Genomic DNA, 16968 nt, shown 5'->3' on the forward strand with positions numbered 1-16968 from the left:
TTAAAACTTATTAAAATTATGAACAAATCAGATTTAATCGATGCTATGGCTGCTGACGCAGGAATTTCAAAAGCTGCTGCTAAAGCTGCATTAGATTCTTTAACTTCTAACGTAACTAAGTCTTTAAAGGAAGGAAACAAAGTTGCTTTAGTAGGATGGGGAACTTGGTCTGTTTCTGAGAGAGCTGCTAGAACTGGTAGAAACCCTCAAACTGGAAAAGAAATTCAAATCGCTGCTAAAAATGTAGTTAAGTTTAAAGCTGGAGCTGGTTTAGCTGACTCTGTAAACTAAGACTTATTTCTAAACATATTAAAAACAGCATTTAGGCAACTAAATGCTGTTTTTCTATATAAAAGTGTCACAAAATAGTTTTGTCTCTAGTCTATTAGGTATAAACATAAAAAAACTCTTAAAATGAAAAATATAATTACGTTAATCGCTTTTTTATTTTGCTTAACTACATTTGCTCAAACCAAAGTAAGTGCTTCTGATATTATTAGAGATGTAAAAAACGGTAAAGCAGTTAATATTTCAAGTGCAACTATTACTGGTGTTTTAGACTTTACTTTTATGAATGAAGCGTTACCTAAATTACCTAAAAGAAAACGTTGGTGGAATAACGGTGGTTCTAACACTATTGAAAAACAAATTACTAATAAGATTTCTTTTGTTAACTGTACTTTTACTGATGATGTATTGGCATATATTCCTCACGAAAAAAGCGGATATACTTTTATTGCAAACTTTGAAGATGTTGTTACTTTTAGAGATTGTGTTTTTGAACAAAAAGCAATGTTTAAATATTCTGACTTTGAAAGTAATACTGATTTTTCTAATACAAAATTCAATAACGACTCTACTTTTAAATATGCGAAATTTGATAGAGACATAACTTTCGAAAACACTTTTTTTGACGAACCAGCTACTTTCAAATATGCAGAATTTAAGCAATTTGTGAGCTTTGCTAACTCTACTTTTAATGAAAGTGCTACTTTTAAATACTCTGAATTTAATGATGGTGTTTCTTTTAGAAATGTAAAGTTTCAAGAAGATTTAAATATTAAATATACCAAGGTTCGTGGTCAATTCGATATAACCAATATGGAAGTTGCCTATGAAATTGACTCTAAATACACTAAAATAAATGGAAGAAGCTTTAGTAAGCATCTGTTAAAAAGTAAGAATTAATTAAGAAAACATAAATTAAAAACTCGCAATAATTATTGCGAGTTTTTTTATGATATATTCGTCGTTATTAATTCCATTAACTTGCTCACTAATTCTTTATCTTAAGTTAAAAATGAATACTATAAAAACAATAGTTTTTGATTTATATAATACATTAATTGAAATCAAGAAACCGAATCATTTCTTTTTGAATTTATTTAAAATTTCTAAAAATGGTTTTGGTATAGATCTTTCATCATATCTTAAACTTGTAATGACTAAGGATGTTAATCAATTAAAAAGTGTCTTACCAATAGAATTCAATCAATTATATAATAAAAACATAGCTAGTTTAGAAGAGGAATTAAATTCTGTTATTGTATATGAAGAAGTTTTTGATGTACTTGAAAGTTTAAAACAAAATTTTCGAATTTTCTTAATTTCAAACTTAGCTTCACCATACAAACGTCCTTTTTACGAATATAATTTAGACTCTTATCTTGAAGAAATGTTTTTTTCTTGTGATGTAGGCTATTTAAAACCTAATCGTTTTATCTTTAATGAAATAGAAAAATTAACAAATAATACTCCTAATGAGATATTAATGATTGGAGATTCTTTTAAATCAGATATTCTCGGTGCCAAAAAAATGAATTGGAATTATTTAAAGGTTAATCGTCATAGCTCTAGTTTAAAGGATTATGAAATAGCTAATTTGAAAGAAATAGAACAATACATAAAAATATAAAACATACAAAAAAAGCCGTTGATATGTTCAACGGCTTTTTTTTATTCTTCAATTTGAAATTGTTTTTTCATTTTTTTACTTCCTTCATACAACTCGTATTTTACAAAACGACAATCTAAATCGGCATTTTTAATAGGAATTCTTTTTGAAGTACGTAGTCCAACATGCTTTAATGCTTGAATATCTGAAGTAATTAACCACGCTGTAGAATTAGAATAACTATGCTTTAGAGTATCCCCTATTTTTCTATAAAACTCTTCTACATTAATATTTAAACGCTCTCCATAAGGTGGATTAAACAAAATTGTTGTTTTTCCAAATACTTCTTTTTTAGAGTTAAAGAAATTCACATGGTGAACCCCTATGAATTCTTCTAAATTGGCGTTAACAATATTTTGTTTTGCTTTATTTACCGCCGAAGGAGCCTTATCAAATCCCATTATTTTAAAATGAGAACTTGTAATCTTTTTCAATAAGGAATCTTGAATTACAAAATATAAATCTTCATCATAATCTCTCCAGTTTTCAAAAGCGAAATGCTTACGATTTATATTTGCTGGAATCTTATTAGCTATCATGGCAGCTTCTATTAATATAGTTCCAGAACCACACATAGGATCAATAAAGTTTTCTTCTCCTTTATATCCTGACAATAATACTAAACCTGCAGCTAAAACTTCGTTAATTGGTGCAATATTCGTAGCACTTCTATATCCTCTTTTATGTAACGAGTCTCCTGAAGAATCTAGAGAAATAGTTAACCACTCCTTATGAATGTGAATATGAACCTTAACATCAGGATATTTTAAATCTACATTCGGACGCTTATTATATTTATGCATAAAATAATCTGCAATAGCATCTTTAGATTTTAAACTGATATAGTGTGAATTTGTTGTGAAATTTCTAGAATTAACAACAGCTCCAATAGCGAAAGTTCCTTCTACATCTAAAAAACGTTCCCACTTTACACGTTGAATTGCTTCATATAAATCTTCTTCATCAAAAATTTTACTTCTTTTAATTGGCTTCAAAATACGAATTGCTGTACGCAAAGCAATATTTGCCTTATACATAAACCCTTTATCGCCTCTAAAAGAAACACTACGTATTCCTTCTTTAACATCTTGAGCTCCAAGCTGTCTTAATTCATCTGCTAATACTTCTTCTAAACCAGCCATCGTTATGGCAGTCATTTTAAAATCGTTCTCCATCTAAATGTAAAATTTCACTGCAAAAATACAGTTAATTTTCTCTTAGCGAGAATCTTTTTTTTTTCATCATAAAAAACGTAAGATTTATGTATTTTTGCAGACCTTATAGTTATGAATACAACAGACTGGTTTACTTCTTGGTTCGACACACCATACTATCATATATTATATAAGCATAGAAATGATGCCGATGCTCAATTCTTTATGCGAAATATTACCTCTTTTTTAAACTTACCTAAATCAAGTCATATAGCTGATTTACCTTGTGGAAAAGGACGTCATTCAGTTTATTTAAATTCTTTAGGATATAAAGTTACTGGTGGTGATTTAAGTAGTAATAGTATAAAACACGCCAAGCAATTTGAAAACGACACTCTTCATTTTGAGGTTTGGGATATGCGTACTCCTTTAGAAAACAAGTACGATGCTGTTTTTAACCTATTTACAAGCTTTGGTTATTTTGATGATGATAAAGAAGACATCACTATTTTAAAAAGTTTAAAAAATGGTTTAAAAGAAAATGGTGTAGTAGTTCTTGATTTTTTAAATGTTGAAAAAGTAAAAAATTCTTTAATAAAAGAAGAAACTAAATCTATAGATGGTATTGATTTCAATATAAAGAAAGAAATAAAAGATGGTTTTATATTAAAACATATTTCTTTTTTTGCCGATGACAAACAGCACTCTTATACTGAACAGGTAAAATTTTTAACTTTAGATAAAATGCAATCGTATTTTGAAAATGCTGGATTAAAAATAAAACATGTATTTGGTGATTATAGTTTAAATAAGTTTAACCCTACCACTTCTGATAGATTAATTTTAGTTGCTGAATGAATTCATTTATTCTAATAATATCTGTATTAATAGGAGCTTTAATTGTATTGTATTTAAAGCCAAACACAAAATTTGTTCGTTTACTACTAGCCTTTAGTGGTGCTTATCTATTATCAGTTACAATACTTCATTTAATACCCGAAGTGTATGTAGAAACTTCGGATTCAAAAAAAATTGGAATCCTTATAATAATGGGAATCCTTATACAGTCTATTTTAGAATCTTTTTCTAAAGGAGCAGAACATGGACATGTACATATTCATTCTGAAAAAAATCAATTTCCTTGGCTACTTTTTGTTAGTTTGAGTATTCATGCTTTTACAGAAGGTTTACCAATTCATGATCATGGTGATCATCAACACAATCTTTTATGGGCTATTTTTATACATAAAATCCCCATTGCTATTGTACTTACAACCTTTTTAATTAAAGCTAGATATGATAAGAAAACGGTAGTATTATTTTTAGCTTTTTTCGCTTTGATGAGTCCTTTAGGAATGTATGTTTCAGAAAAGGTTAATTTTTTGCATAAATATCATGCTGAAATTATTGCCGTAACTATTGGTATTTTTCTTCATATCTCTACTATCATACTTTTTGAAAGTTCTGAGAACCATAAATTTAATTTACAAAAGTTTATCGCTATTCTTTTAGGGGTTTTATTAACTGTTTTTACTTTGTAATTGTTTTACCTATATTTAGGTAGTTTAAAATACCTATTTGTAGGTAGTTAGTCTTATACATTTTTTCTGAGATTTGTAACACACTAATCATTAAAATTTTGACAATGTACTTAAAAAAATACTTCTACTTGCTAACTATATGTTTTTATGGAATAATTTTTTCTCAAAATCACCACACAAATGATGAGCCTAAATTAATAGGTAATATTGATTTAGCTAATGATAAAAAAAATGAATATCAAGCTATATATGCAAGTCAAACTAAAGGTGTTTTTTACATGATTTATGCCAAATTTGTATTAGATGACAGTAAGCAATATATTAAAGAAATAGAGTTGTTTGCTAAAAATTATTCTAAGGTTTGGACTCATGTCTTTTCAAAGCAAAACATTGGTTTCTTTTCAAAAAAAATTGATCCTTCTCTTTTTACTTTTGATTCTAGCCAAAAAAAATTAACATTTAAGCTTCCTATAAAAAAAAGGAAAGGCTTTAAAAAAGCTAAAGTAACCTTTACAAATTTAAAATTTAAAGTTAAAGATTTAGAAAGGTTTCATATTCTAAGAAAATATGTTAATCAAAAATCTGATATTAGCAATCTAATACTTTCAAATTCAGACAAACTCATTCAACAAGAAAGTGATGTATGCAACAAAGCATTTGGTACTAATTGTGTAGAGTCAAGTCTTTATTTTATAAAATAAATTTCTATCCTTTTAAAATTAATAGCTACTAATTAATTATTTAAGACAATATTACCGTATTGAATTTTAAAATAACATATTATATTTTATTATCCTTAACAATTCAAGTTTCTTACTCTCAAACCAGTGAGAAACTTGTTATTTATGATAATTTTTTTCATGCAATAAAAACTTTAGATTTCAAAAAATCAGATTTTGAAATTTCTAAAAAACCTTTGAGTAATAATAGGAATTTAAATCTATTTTACAAATTATTTAAAGATAATGGTCAAACCCAATTAAAAAAACTTCATATAAAAATTAATTCAAATGAATCTATAGATAAAACTTTTTATAATTTAACAAAAGCTTATTTTCTTTTACTTTATCAGAATGAAAGAATAAAATCTTACACTTATTTTCAAGAAGCATTTGATCAAGCTATCAAAACCCAATATCCTCCTTTAATAAAACTCTGTTTGCGTTCCATTTTAAAATTTGAATTAAAAAAGAATTTACAAAGTAATAATAGTTTTAAAAAAATTTTAGCTGAGTATAAAGATTATTGCATAGATAAGGAGGATTTTTTCTACTATTTTATGTACTCTTATAAATTTGCTGGTCAAACAGAAATTTATGATGAAAAAAAAGCCCATAATTCCATCTTATATAATAAAATATTTAATTCTTACGATTCTCTAATTAATAAATATGAATTTAAAAACTTATTAATGTATTATCATATAGATAAAGGAAATCAACAAATAAGAACAAATCCTAATTATGCCAAGAAAGAATATTTAAAAAGTCTAAAACTAATTGATTCTTCATCATTTTATAAACCTTATAAATATATTATACTCTCAAATTTATCTAGAGTTTCATCTCTGTTAGAACAACATAGAAATGGTATAAATTATCTAGATCTAGCTAAAAGATATATTAATAAAAACGATTCCATTAAAGATCAATTAGCTTTAGCTATATATAGAGCCAATCATTTTAATAAACTAAACAAATATGATTCTGCTTATTATTTAAGTGAAAAGATACGAAAGTTAGGGTATCTATATAATTTTCAAAAAGAAAACATTGAAATTTCGAGAATCAGAGAAGAATTAAAAACTGAAAAAAAAGAAAAAGAAAACCTACAACTTAAACAAGATAACTTACTTATTGAATCTAAAAGAAAGCAGAGTCAAAACCTACTTTATGGCTCATTAGCTTTTTTATTTTTAAGTGGTACTATTGGGCTTTTAACTTTAAAAAACTCACGCAAAAAAAGACTACTAGCTGAGCAACAAAAAGAATTAGAAAAACAGAAAAGTTTAACTCTTATAAAAGAGCAAGAAATTAATTCTATTAATGCTATGATAGATGGTCAAGAAAAAGAACGCATTCGAATTGCAGAGGATCTTCACGATAATATTGGTAGTGTGTTGGCTACTTTAAAACTACACTTTGAAAATTTAAAATTAAACAGAGAAAAAGAACATTTCGACCAAGACGAACTCTATGCAAAAACCGAAAAACTAATAGATGAAACCTACTTAAAAGTTCGCAGTATTGCTCATGTTAAAAATGCTGGTGTAATTGCTAATAAAGGTTTACTCGTTGCAGTAAAACTAATGGCTGAAAAAATATCTGACGCTAATAAAATAGCCATTCATGTCTTAGATTTTGGTTTAAACAAAAGACTTGAAAACCAATTGGAGATTACTATTTTTAGAATTATTCAAGAACTCATTACCAATATAATTAAACACGCCAATGCTACAGAGGCAACCATCAATATTTCTCTTTTTGATAAAAATTTAAATATCATTATTGAAGATAATGGGCAAGGCTTCGATTATGATAAAATTGATTTAAAAAACAATATGGGAATTAGTTCTATTCAAACTAGAATAAAACATTTAAAAGGAAGCTTTGAAGTGGATTCAACCATAGACAAAGGAACTTCTATTATTCTTAATATCCCAGTATAATACTTAAACATAGGGATAATTTTTCAACATAGCATTTACTATCTTTGATAAAAACACATAGATTATGATAACTATTGCTATGGCTGAAGACCATCAAATGCTAATAGACGGAGTTAAGTCTTTTTTCGAATATGATGAAAACATCCATATTATTGGTACCGTTAATAACGGAGAAGATTTAGTTATGTTAGTTAATTTAAAACAACCAAAATTAGTAATTACAGATATTCGAATGCCTAGAATGGATGGTATTAAAGCCACCAACTTAATTAAACAAAAATTTCCTCACATCAAAGTACTTGCTTTAACTATGTTTGATCAACCTGAAGCTATCAAACAAATGTTAGATGCTGGAGCTTCTGGATACTTGCTTAAAAACTCTGGAATTAAAATGCTTTCCAAAGCTATTGTTACTGTTGCTAACGGTGAAACTTTTTTCGATCCTAATGTAGCTTTCAACTTTATGAACGACTACATTAATGAGAATGTTATTATAGGAAAATCTGAAACAATTGTTTTATCAAATAGAGAAAAGGAAATATTACAACTAATTGCCAACGGAAATACCTCTAAGGAGATCGCTGAAGTATTATTTATAGCTAAAACTACTGTTGACACCCATAGAAAAAATATGATCCGTAAACTCAATTTAAAAGGCGGAAATGAATTAGTAAAATACGCTATTGATAAAAAATATCAATTTTAAATTACCTATCTATGGGTATTACTTCTCTTTAAATAGCAACATAGTTTTGATTTTATTAAACTTTAAAATTAAAATTATGAAAACAATAATGACTTTATGCCTTTTGTTTATAATTTCTACTTCTGTAGCACAAGAAAATAAAGAAGAGAAATTAAAATCAGGGAATTACATTTTTACATCTCCTTTTCAAACTAATGAAGAAACAGATTTTAATGGAAAGGTATTAAACAACACTAGTACGCTTCATAAAATAGGAAATATTATCAACCTTATTTCTATAAAAGGTGATTCTGTTATTTTACAATACTATAGAAGTAAAAAGTTTTCTGATACAACTAAAAAAATAAAAGAAACTACTTTTAATACTACTTATTATAAAAGTGGAAATGTATTGAAATATTATAAAATTAAAATAGATGACTTTAAAAAAGTGACATCTCCCTATTATCCTAGGTATAAAGGAGCTTCTGCAGGTATTTACTCAGTTCCATTTAAACTAAGATTTAATAATTTCGATTTCGAACAAAACTTAAATATTGGTATTAATATAGGGTTGCAATATAGAATTAATAAAAAAATTAACGATAGATGGATTCTTGAACCTAATTTTGGTATTGGTTTAGCTAAAGTAAATTTAAATTCTAAAAATAGTAATGTAACTGAATCAAGAACTGCCAGTGCTTTTTCTGTTTCTACTGGATTAATTCTTCATCTTTCTAAAACAATTAATGCTGGTTGTTTTATTGGATGGGACTTTTTATCTAATTCTGATGCAAATACAAACTGGGTACATAACAAAAAAACTTGGTTAGGACTCGGTATTAATATTGGTTTTAATATTTCCGATAGTAAAGCAACTACTAATGAGAATAATAATAGCAAAAATTAATTTTCTCTATTCACTAAATCAATCGAAAATGCAGGTAAACATATTGCTAAATATTCACAAGCTTCTTCAAAAGGGTTTGAATATTGAATACGTACATTTTTTTCAATTTTAATTGATTCTCCTGTGTTTAATACAATTAATTCACCATCAATATTAAATTGTTTTTTTCCTTTAATTATATAAGTGTACTCTTCAAATTCTGGTGTTTGAAAAGGTTCACTCCATCCTGGAGGTGCAATCATATGTGCTATACTTATTTTTGAATTTTGGTCTGAAGCATTTCCAAAATGCTCTTCTATTAACTTACCATCTGTAGTTGGGACTACAAATGGTTTTTTTTGAATGGTATATTTTTTACTCATTTTATAAAAATAAAAAAACCGAAACTAATTGTTTCGGTTTTTAGTTTCTTTTAATTAAACCAAATTGTAAACGATTTTATTTTCGCTAAATCTGGAATTTGTTCTTTGGTTACTCTTTGTGTACTAAATTCTTTTAGTCCTAATTCTTCTTTGTCAATAGCTATTGTAGCATTTAAATCGTCTATAAACAATGTAGCTGATGAAAATGATGATTCTACTTTATTTACTGTATTATTTGCATCAATCTCTTGAAAAGTAGAACTAATATTTAATCCTGATTTTGTTTTAAATCTATTGTCGAAAAACTCAATACTTTTAATAGTTGATGTTGAATCTAATTGTTCCTGAGGAATAATGGTTAATAAATGCTTTCCTCCTTTTTCATAAATCATATATTTATCATCTTCTTGAAACATATTATTTCCTTTAGCTCCTTCACTCAATACTTTAACTACAGAATCGTTTTTAAAAATTTTCTCAACTTCTTGCATCGTAGTTTTAGTTGTTAACTTACCTACTTTACCTTTTGAAATATCATATTTACTATTTCCACATTGGATAAATAACACTGACATTAAAGCGATAATAAGTGGTTTAATTATGTTCTTCATTTGTTCCTTTTTTATTAAAACGTCTAATTTTATTTTTTGTTTTCTACTTCAATACTTTTTTTAATATTCCAAATACACTTCGTATAAACGTAGCGCTTGTTAACACTTTAACTATTGGATTTTGCCTTGTACTTCTTGCTCCTGTTGATCTAGATCTGTTTCTTGTTTTTTCCTCTTCCTTTCTTCTGGCTTCCTCAGTCTTCTCCTTATTTATCTCTTCAATCTTCTCATTTAGCATTTCATAGGCACTTTCTCTATCAAGTGTCTCATTGTACTTTGGAACTAATTTAGAATTATCAATAACTTGTTTAATTTCTTTCTCTGTAAGCACATCCATTCTACTCATAGGTGCACGTAACATTGTTCTTGCTAAAGGGGTTGGGATTCCTTTTTCATTTAATACTGAAACTAAAGCCTCGCCAATTCCTAATTGAGTTAATACCTCTTTGGTGTCGTAATACTCTGAATCTGGATAGTTTTCTGCCGCTAATTTAATCGCTTTTCTATCTTTAGCAGTAAAAGCTCTTAAAGCATGTTGTACTTTCATTCCTAACTGTGCCAAAACATCTTCTGGTACATCTTTAGGGTTTTGAGTAACGAAATATAATCCTACTCCTTTCGATCTAATTAATTTAACAATACTTTCTATTTGGCTTAATAATGCCTTCGATGCTTCATCAAATACCAAATGTGCTTCATCTATAAAAAATACTAATTCTGGCCTACCGCTATCACCTTGTTCTGGAAATGTTTCATATACTTCGGCAAGTAACTGTAACATAAAAGTTGAAAACAACTTAGGCCTGTCTTGAATATCTGTTAAACGTAAAACAGAAATTACTCCTCTACCATTTTCATCAATTCTAGTTAAATCGTCAATATCAAAAGATTTTTCTCCAAAGAAAAGGTTTCCTCCTTGTTGTTCAATTTCTACTATTTTTCTTAAAATAGCACCGGTACTAGCAGTAGAAATTCGTCCATATTCTTCTTGAATTTCTTTTTTTCCTTCATTAGTTATAAACTGAAGTATTTTCTTAAAGTCTTTTAAATCTAATAAAGGTAATTTGTTATCATCACAATACTTAAAAATAATTGCTACAATACCAGACTGTGTCTCTGTTAAATCTAATATTCTAGATAATAAAACTGGACCAAATTCAGAAACTGTTGCTCTTAATCGTACTCCTTCTTGTTCTGAAATTGATAAAATTTCTATTGGAAATTTAGTTGCATTAAAAGGAATTCCAATTTTTTCGTGACGTTCATCTATTTTTACATGTCCTGGGCTAGGCTGTGCTAATCCACTTAAATCACCTTTAACATCCATTAATAAAACAGGAATACCTTTTTCCGACATGTTTTCTGCCAGTACTTGTAATGTTTTCGTCTTACCTGTACCAGTTGCTCCTGCAATTAATCCGTGACGGTTTAAAGTTTTTAAAGGAATATTAACCAAAGCATTGGTTACTGTTTCTTCTCCCAGCATACCAGCTCCTAATGTAATAAAGTCGCCTTTACATTTATAACCTTCGTTTATGTAATCAAAAAAAGTTTCTTTATTGCCCATTATTCTGTAAAATTTCGATAAAAATACTATTAAAATTAGCATTTCAAAAACTCGTTAACTCTTATTTGTTAAGTATTTTGTTAACTTTACCATAAACCCTAGTTAAACAACTAATTATGAAGCCACATTATTTTATTTATTGTATACTATTTTCATTATTAATTTCTTGTAATAACTCTGAAAAAAAAGCTGATTTAGTCTTTTATAAATCGAAATTAGAACGTAAGAAAAACGCTCCTTTCTCTGATGCTGTTCAAGCCGGTAATACTTTATATTTAGCAGGACAAGTAGGTATTAATCCTGAGTCTAATAAACTCGCTGAAGGTGGTATCTCTGGACAAACAATTCAAACCTTAGAAAATATTAAAAATGTATTGGAACTTCATGGTTCTGACCTTGAACATGTAGTAAAATGCACTGTAATTTTAGCAGATATTAATGATTTTAACGACTTTAATGCAATTTTTCGTAAATATTTTCCTAAAAATAAGCCTGCAAGAACTACCTTTGCAGCCGATTTATTAGTAGGTGCAAAGATTGAAATTGACGTAATAGCTGTAAAAGTAGATGGATTTAAAGACGCAAGAGTTAATTGACAAAGGTGAAATGCTTCCTTTAATGGAAGAATTTTATACAATACAAGGAGAAGGTTCCCATACAGGAACTGCTGCTTATTTTATTAGAATTGGAGGTTGTGATGTAGGTTGTCATTGGTGTGATGTTAAAGAAAGTTGGAATGCTAAACTTCATCCTCCGACAAAAACCGACATTATTGTAGAGAATGCTAAAAAATATGCAAAAACTGTTGTTATTACAGGTGGTGAACCTTTAATGTGGAGTTTAGATTATATTACTAAAGAACTTCAAGATAGAGGAATGAAAACTCATATCGAAACTTCTGGAGCTTATGAATTTTCTGGGCAATGGGATTGGTTTTGCTTATCTCCTAAAAAAACAAAGCTACCTACAAAGAGGTGTTATAAAGAAGCAGATGAATTAAAAATGATTATTCACAATAAAAGTGATTTTAAATTTGCTGAAGAACAAGCTGAAAAAGTAGGTAAGAAATGTCAGCTTTTTTTACAACCTGAATGGAGTAAAAAAGAAAAGATGACACCTCTTATAGTAGATTATGTAATGAATAACCCTAAGTGGCGTGTTTCTTTACAAACTCATAAATATTTAAATATACCTTAATAAAAAGCAACCAAATTGGTTGCTTTTTTATTGAAGATTTTATAAATTATCTTTTCTCAGAAAATAAAAAACTCGCTGCAATAGTATTGAAGCGAGTTTTTTATTCTATATTTTTATAGAAGTTCTATTCTTTATAAACTCCCATATTTGCGTATTTATCCATACGTTGAGCTACTAAATCTACATCATTTAAATCTTTTAACTCAGCAAAAGCTTTTAAGATTTGCTCTTGTACTGCTTTAAATGCTCCTTCTCTATCTGTATGTGCTCCTCCTATTGGTTCTTCAATGATTCCGTCAATTAATTTTAACTTCTTCATATCCTCTCCTGTTAATTTTAAAGCCTCAGCTGCTTGTTCTTTATACTCCCAGCTACGCCATAAAATAGATGAACATGATTCTGGTGAAATTACCGTATACCATGTATTTTCCATCATATATACTTTATCTCCTACTCCAATTCCTAATGCTCCTCCAGAAGCTCCTTCACCAATAACTATGGTAATGATAGGAGTTTTTAAACGAGTCATTTCTAAAATATTACGAGCAATAGCTTCACCTTGTCCACGCTCTTCAGCTTCTAATCCTGGATAAGCTCCTGGTGTATCTAATAAGGTAACTACTGGAATACCAAATTTTTCTGCCATACGCATTAAACGTAAAGCTTTACGGTATCCTTCTGGATTTGCCATACCAAAATTACGGTATTGACGTGTTTTAGTATTATATCCTTTTTGTTGACCTATGAACATAAACGATTGATCGCCTATTTTTCCTAAACCACCAATCATAGCCTTATCATCTTTTACGCTACGATCTCCATGTAATTCCATGAAAGAATCTCCACAAATAGCCTTGATATAATCTAATGTATATGGTCTATTTGGGTGACGTGATAATTGTACACGTTGCCATGGAGTTAAGTTTTTATATATATCTTTTCTTGCTTTTTCTAATTTTTGCTCAATCTTCTTGCAAGTTTCTGTTACGTCTACGTCGCTTTCTTTTCCTATATCAAAACATTTTGCCAATTGATCCTCTAGTTCTTTTATTGGCATTTCAAAATCTAAATATTCCATTGTGTATATAGTTTGATTTTCTATTTTTATAGTTAGTCGTTTGTAAAGGCAAACATACTAAAAAAATGTACAGTTTACCTTGGTACTTTTTTTAAAAATTCTATTTTTTTCTAATTTTCTTTTTTATCGATGCTGAATTCTTAAGAACTCCATTGAGTAATACTACCAGTAACACTATCAATGCTCCATAATAAAACTCTGTTTTCATTTGTTCTTTTTCTCCAAATACAATTAATGCTAATATAATTGCATAAATTGGTTCTAAGTTAATGGTTAACATTACCGTATATGGTGTTAAGTACTTCATTACTTGTACAGAAGCTATAAATGCATATGCAGTACAAATACTACTTAAAATCATTAAATACAACCAATCGTTTGTAGATAAAGTAAAAAACTCCATCGAAAACTTTTGTGTCACTAGTAAATATAAGGTTACTCCTAAAACTCCAAATAATAATTGGTAAAATGATATAACGTTTGCATTATGTTTTTTTATAAACAATCCATTTAAAACAGCAAACAAGGCTGATAAAAAAGCTGATATCAATGCATAAATAATTCCTAAAGTATATTGACTTTCGAAATTAAAAATGATATACAATCCTACTATTACTAATAATCCTAGTAAAATTTCAATTGACTTTATTTTTCTTTTGAAAAAGAATGGTTCTATTAACGAAGCGAAAAAAGCTCCCGTACTCATGGTTACTAGAGCAACTGAAACGTTTGATACTTTTATTGCTTTAAAAAAAGTTATCCAATGTACTGCGATAATAATACCAGAGACAGCAAATTTTAGCAAAGCTTTCGTATCTATTTTAAACGATATCTTTCGTATCAAAAAATATACAGCTATAAAGCCCACAGCTAACAACATTCGATACCAAACCAGTGGAACTGCATCAATAGATATTAATGCCCCTAAAATTGCTGTAAATCCCCATATAAAAACTATAAAATGTAAATGGAGATAATTTTTAAGTTTATTTCCTTGCATTTAAGTATAAATAAATAGCATACAAGCCAAAAACAATATTAGGAATCCATACATTTAATAAGGCATTAGCTCCTGCTACTGCTCCTAAGACCTCTGCTACTTTTAAAAAGAATACGTAAGCAAACATTATTGATATACCTAATGCTAAATTTAGTCCTATACCTCCTCTACGTTTTTTATGTGCTAAAGCTACTGCTATTAAGGATAAAATATAACTTGCTATAGGTAAACTAGTACGTTTATATAGCTCTACTAAATATGCATTTAAGTTTTTAATACCTCTCTTCTTAGAGATCTCTATAAACTTCATTAGTTCTGGAGATCTCATTTCTTGAGCCATTATATTTTTATAATTAAAATCTTTAGGAGTAAAAGCAAACGTAGTATCTAAACTATTTCCAGAAAAAATACTATCTCGATCTTTATAAATCTTTCTTTTTTTCCATCTATATAATTTAAATACACTGTCTTTTTCAATCCAACTAATGTTCTCTGCTGTTAATTTTTCTTTTAATTGAATTCCATCATAAATCTCTGTAGAAAAATAATATCCTGAGTTTCTTTTCAAATCAAAACTTTGAGCAAAAATATAAGTACTATCGTTTAACTGTAAACTAAACTCTCGTACAGAGGTATCTTCATATTTTTTCTTTTTTAAATATGTTCTTTCAAATGCTTTTCTCGTTTTACTACTCGATGGAACAAAAAAATGGTTCATTAATAGCGCAATTATACAAACAATAGTTGCCCCTATAAAATACGGATATAAAAAACGTGTAAACGATATTTGTGCTCCATTAATAGCTACAATTTCTGTATTGTTTGCTAATCTTGAAGTAAATAGAATTACAGCTATAAATAATGCCAAAGGCATAAACGTATTGGCATAATAAATAATAAAGTTTACATAATAATCATTAACTACCTCTAGAAAAGTTAAATTCTCATGTCGTAAAAACTTATCTATCTTCTCTGCAATATCTATGGCTACTGCAATAGGAATTAATATTAGTAACGTAAAAAGGAAAGTTACTAAATATCGTTTTAGTATGTACCAATCAAGTTTTTTCAAAAGCTTTACCTATATTTTATAAACGCTTATCCATTTGTTTTACCATTTTGTCTTTCCATTCAGCAAAGTCTCCTGCTAAAATATGCTTTCTCGCTTCTCTTGTTAACCATAAATAAAAACCTAAATTATGAATAGAAGCTATTTGCTTTCCTAACATTTCTTTTGCTGCAAATAAGTGACGTAAATAAGCCTTTGAATACATTGTATCTACGTAAGTAATCCCCATTTCATCGATAGGCGAAAAATCGTTTTCCCACTTCTTATTCTTTATGTTAATGGTACCATGAGCTGTAAATAACATTCCGTTACGTGCATTACGAGTTGGCATTACACAATCGAACATATCTACTCCTAAAGCGATATTTTCTAAAATATTGATTGGAGTTCCAACTCCCATTAAGTAACGCGGCTTATCTTCTGGTAAGATTTCTGTTACAATCTCTGTCATTGCATATAGTTCTTCTGCTGGCTCTCCTACAGAAAGTCCTCCTATTGCATTTCCATCTGCTTCTACAGAAGCAATAAATTCTGCCGATTGTTTTCTTAAATCTTTATATGTACTTCCTTGAACAATTGGAAAAAGTGTTTGTTCATAACCATACTTATAAGGTAATTTCTCTAAATGATTTACACAACGCTTTAACCATCTATGTGTCATATGCATTGAACGTTTTGCATAGTTATAATCACATGGATAAGGTGTACATTCATCAAATGCCATAATAATATCAGCTCCAATGGTACGTTGAGTTTCCATTACATTTTCTGGAGTAAAAAAGTGCATTGAGCCATCAATATGACTTTTAAATTTAACTCCTTCTTCATTAATTTTTCTTCTTCCTGAAAGTGAATATACTTGATATCCTCCACTATCTGTTAGGATATTACGATCCCAATTCATAAACTTATGTAAACCTCCAGCGGCTTCAAGTGTTTCTAATTTAGGGCGTAAGTATAAGTGATATGTATTCCCTAAAATAATATCAGGGTTAATTTCATTCTTTAATTCTGATTGATGAACTCCTTTTACTGTTCCTACCGTACCTACTGGCATGAATATAGGAGTTTCTATTGTTCCGTGATCTGTTGTAATAACACCTGCGCGGGCTTTACTCTTTGGATCTGTTGTTTTTAAATCAAATTGCATAAGTGGCAAAGATACGCTTATT

At 28.5% G+C, this 16968-nt stretch carries 19 protein-coding genes; 11 read left to right on the forward strand and 8 right to left on the reverse strand.

Annotated elements, in window-relative coordinates; translation table 11 throughout:
- The first annotated feature begins 18 nt into the window (after positions 1-18).
- From ACOQN8_RS17430 to ACOQN8_RS17440, 3 genes are all read left to right on the forward strand, one after another.
- Positions 19-291 carry an HU family DNA-binding protein gene (locus tag ACOQN8_RS17430; RefSeq protein ID WP_150901150.1) on the forward strand — a complete coding sequence of 91 codons (273 nt, stop codon included), beginning with the start codon at positions 19-21 and terminating at the stop codon, positions 289-291.
- A 123-nt stretch (positions 292-414) separates the two neighbouring features.
- Positions 415-1188: a pentapeptide repeat-containing protein gene (locus ACOQN8_RS17435; protein ID WP_420553669.1), complete on the forward strand. Its 774-nt coding sequence runs from the start codon at positions 415-417 to the stop codon at positions 1186-1188.
- Between the two features lie 112 nt (positions 1189-1300).
- The gene (locus ACOQN8_RS17440) at positions 1301-1915 is read left to right on the forward strand and encodes an HAD family hydrolase (protein ID WP_420553670.1); all 615 of its coding nucleotides are present in this window, start codon (positions 1301-1303) and stop codon (positions 1913-1915) included.
- 41 nt (positions 1916-1956) lie between these two features.
- Here the strand turns inward: ACOQN8_RS17440 and ACOQN8_RS17445 are convergent, their stop codons facing one another.
- A complete protein-coding gene (locus ACOQN8_RS17445; protein WP_272149435.1) occupies positions 1957-3129 on the reverse strand; it encodes a THUMP domain-containing class I SAM-dependent RNA methyltransferase in 1173 nt (390 codons plus the stop codon).
- A 111-nt stretch (positions 3130-3240) separates the two neighbouring features.
- Here ACOQN8_RS17445 and ACOQN8_RS17450 point away from each other — a divergent pair, with 111 nt between their 5' ends.
- The 6 genes from ACOQN8_RS17450 (at position 3241) to ACOQN8_RS17475 (ending at position 8912) form a co-directional block, all read left to right on the forward strand.
- Positions 3241-3966 carry a class I SAM-dependent methyltransferase gene (locus ACOQN8_RS17450; protein ID WP_420553671.1) on the forward strand — a complete coding sequence of 242 codons (726 nt, stop codon included), beginning with the start codon at positions 3241-3243 and terminating at the stop codon, positions 3964-3966.
- Positions 3963-4649: a ZIP family metal transporter gene (locus tag ACOQN8_RS17455; protein WP_420553672.1), complete on the forward strand. Its 687-nt coding sequence runs from the start codon at positions 3963-3965 to the stop codon at positions 4647-4649. Before ACOQN8_RS17450 ends, ACOQN8_RS17455 begins: the two co-directional genes overlap by 4 nt.
- 104 nt (positions 4650-4753) lie before the next feature.
- On the forward strand, positions 4754-5350 hold the full coding sequence (locus tag ACOQN8_RS17460; protein WP_420553673.1) for a hypothetical protein: 597 nt from the start codon (positions 4754-4756) through the stop codon (positions 5348-5350).
- A 59-nt stretch (positions 5351-5409) separates the two neighbouring features.
- Entirely contained in the window at positions 5410-7317 is a 1908-nt protein-coding gene (locus ACOQN8_RS17465; RefSeq protein WP_420553674.1) for a sensor histidine kinase, read from the forward strand.
- A 64-nt stretch (positions 7318-7381) separates the two neighbouring features.
- On the forward strand, positions 7382-8023 hold the full coding sequence (locus tag ACOQN8_RS17470; protein ID WP_420553675.1) for a response regulator: 642 nt from the start codon (positions 7382-7384) through the stop codon (positions 8021-8023).
- Between the two features lie 76 nt (positions 8024-8099).
- Positions 8100-8912 carry a hypothetical protein gene (locus tag ACOQN8_RS17475; RefSeq protein ID WP_420553676.1) on the forward strand — a complete coding sequence of 271 codons (813 nt, stop codon included), beginning with the start codon at positions 8100-8102 and terminating at the stop codon, positions 8910-8912.
- On the opposite strand, the gene ACOQN8_RS17480 is transcribed toward ACOQN8_RS17475, so the two are convergent.
- From ACOQN8_RS17480 to ACOQN8_RS17490, 3 genes are read right to left on the reverse strand one after another with little or no spacing between them, the layout of a single operon-like run.
- Positions 8909-9274, reverse strand: coding sequence for a cupin domain-containing protein (locus tag ACOQN8_RS17480; protein ID WP_420553677.1), 366 nt, complete (start codon positions 9272-9274; stop codon positions 8909-8911). The genes ACOQN8_RS17475 and ACOQN8_RS17480 overlap by 4 nt on opposite strands.
- 50 nt (positions 9275-9324) lie before the next feature.
- Positions 9325-9885 (reverse strand): hypothetical protein, encoded by a 561-nt coding sequence (locus tag ACOQN8_RS17485; protein ID WP_272149423.1) that lies wholly within the window; start codon positions 9883-9885, stop codon positions 9325-9327.
- Between the two features lie 43 nt (positions 9886-9928).
- The gene (locus ACOQN8_RS17490) at positions 9929-11452 is read right to left on the reverse strand and encodes a helicase HerA-like domain-containing protein (protein ID WP_420553678.1); all 1524 of its coding nucleotides are present in this window, start codon (positions 11450-11452) and stop codon (positions 9929-9931) included.
- Between the two features lie 116 nt (positions 11453-11568).
- Between ACOQN8_RS17490 and ACOQN8_RS17495 the strand changes: the two genes are divergently transcribed.
- Both ACOQN8_RS17495 and ACOQN8_RS17500 read left to right on the forward strand, forming a co-directional pair.
- Positions 11569-12048 (forward strand): RidA family protein, encoded by a 480-nt coding sequence (locus ACOQN8_RS17495; RefSeq protein ID WP_420553679.1) that lies wholly within the window; start codon positions 11569-11571, stop codon positions 12046-12048.
- Entirely contained in the window at positions 12020-12649 is a 630-nt protein-coding gene (locus ACOQN8_RS17500; RefSeq protein ID WP_420553680.1) for a 7-carboxy-7-deazaguanine synthase QueE, read from the forward strand. Before ACOQN8_RS17495 ends, ACOQN8_RS17500 begins: the two co-directional genes overlap by 29 nt.
- A gap of 124 nt (positions 12650-12773) precedes the next feature.
- On the opposite strand, the gene ACOQN8_RS17505 is transcribed toward ACOQN8_RS17500, so the two are convergent.
- From ACOQN8_RS17505 to tgt, 4 genes are all read right to left on the reverse strand, one after another.
- A complete protein-coding gene (locus ACOQN8_RS17505) occupies positions 12774-13727 on the reverse strand; it encodes an acetyl-CoA carboxylase carboxyltransferase subunit alpha (RefSeq protein WP_150901136.1) in 954 nt (317 codons plus the stop codon).
- Between the two features lie 100 nt (positions 13728-13827).
- Positions 13828-14727, reverse strand: coding sequence for a DMT family transporter (locus ACOQN8_RS17510; protein WP_272149418.1), 900 nt, complete (start codon positions 14725-14727; stop codon positions 13828-13830).
- Positions 14714-15799, reverse strand: coding sequence for an LptF/LptG family permease (locus ACOQN8_RS17515; protein ID WP_272149417.1), 1086 nt, complete (start codon positions 15797-15799; stop codon positions 14714-14716). Before ACOQN8_RS17515 ends, ACOQN8_RS17510 begins: the two co-directional genes overlap by 14 nt.
- 16 nt (positions 15800-15815) lie before the next feature.
- A complete protein-coding gene (tgt, locus tag ACOQN8_RS17520) occupies positions 15816-16946 on the reverse strand; it encodes a tRNA guanosine(34) transglycosylase Tgt (RefSeq protein ID WP_420553681.1) in 1131 nt (376 codons plus the stop codon).
- Positions 16947-16968 lie beyond the last annotated feature (22 nt).

Source organism: Tenacibaculum aiptasiae (genome assembly GCF_965221665.1).
GTDB lineage: Bacteria > Bacteroidota > Bacteroidia > Flavobacteriales > Flavobacteriaceae > Polaribacter > Polaribacter aiptasiae.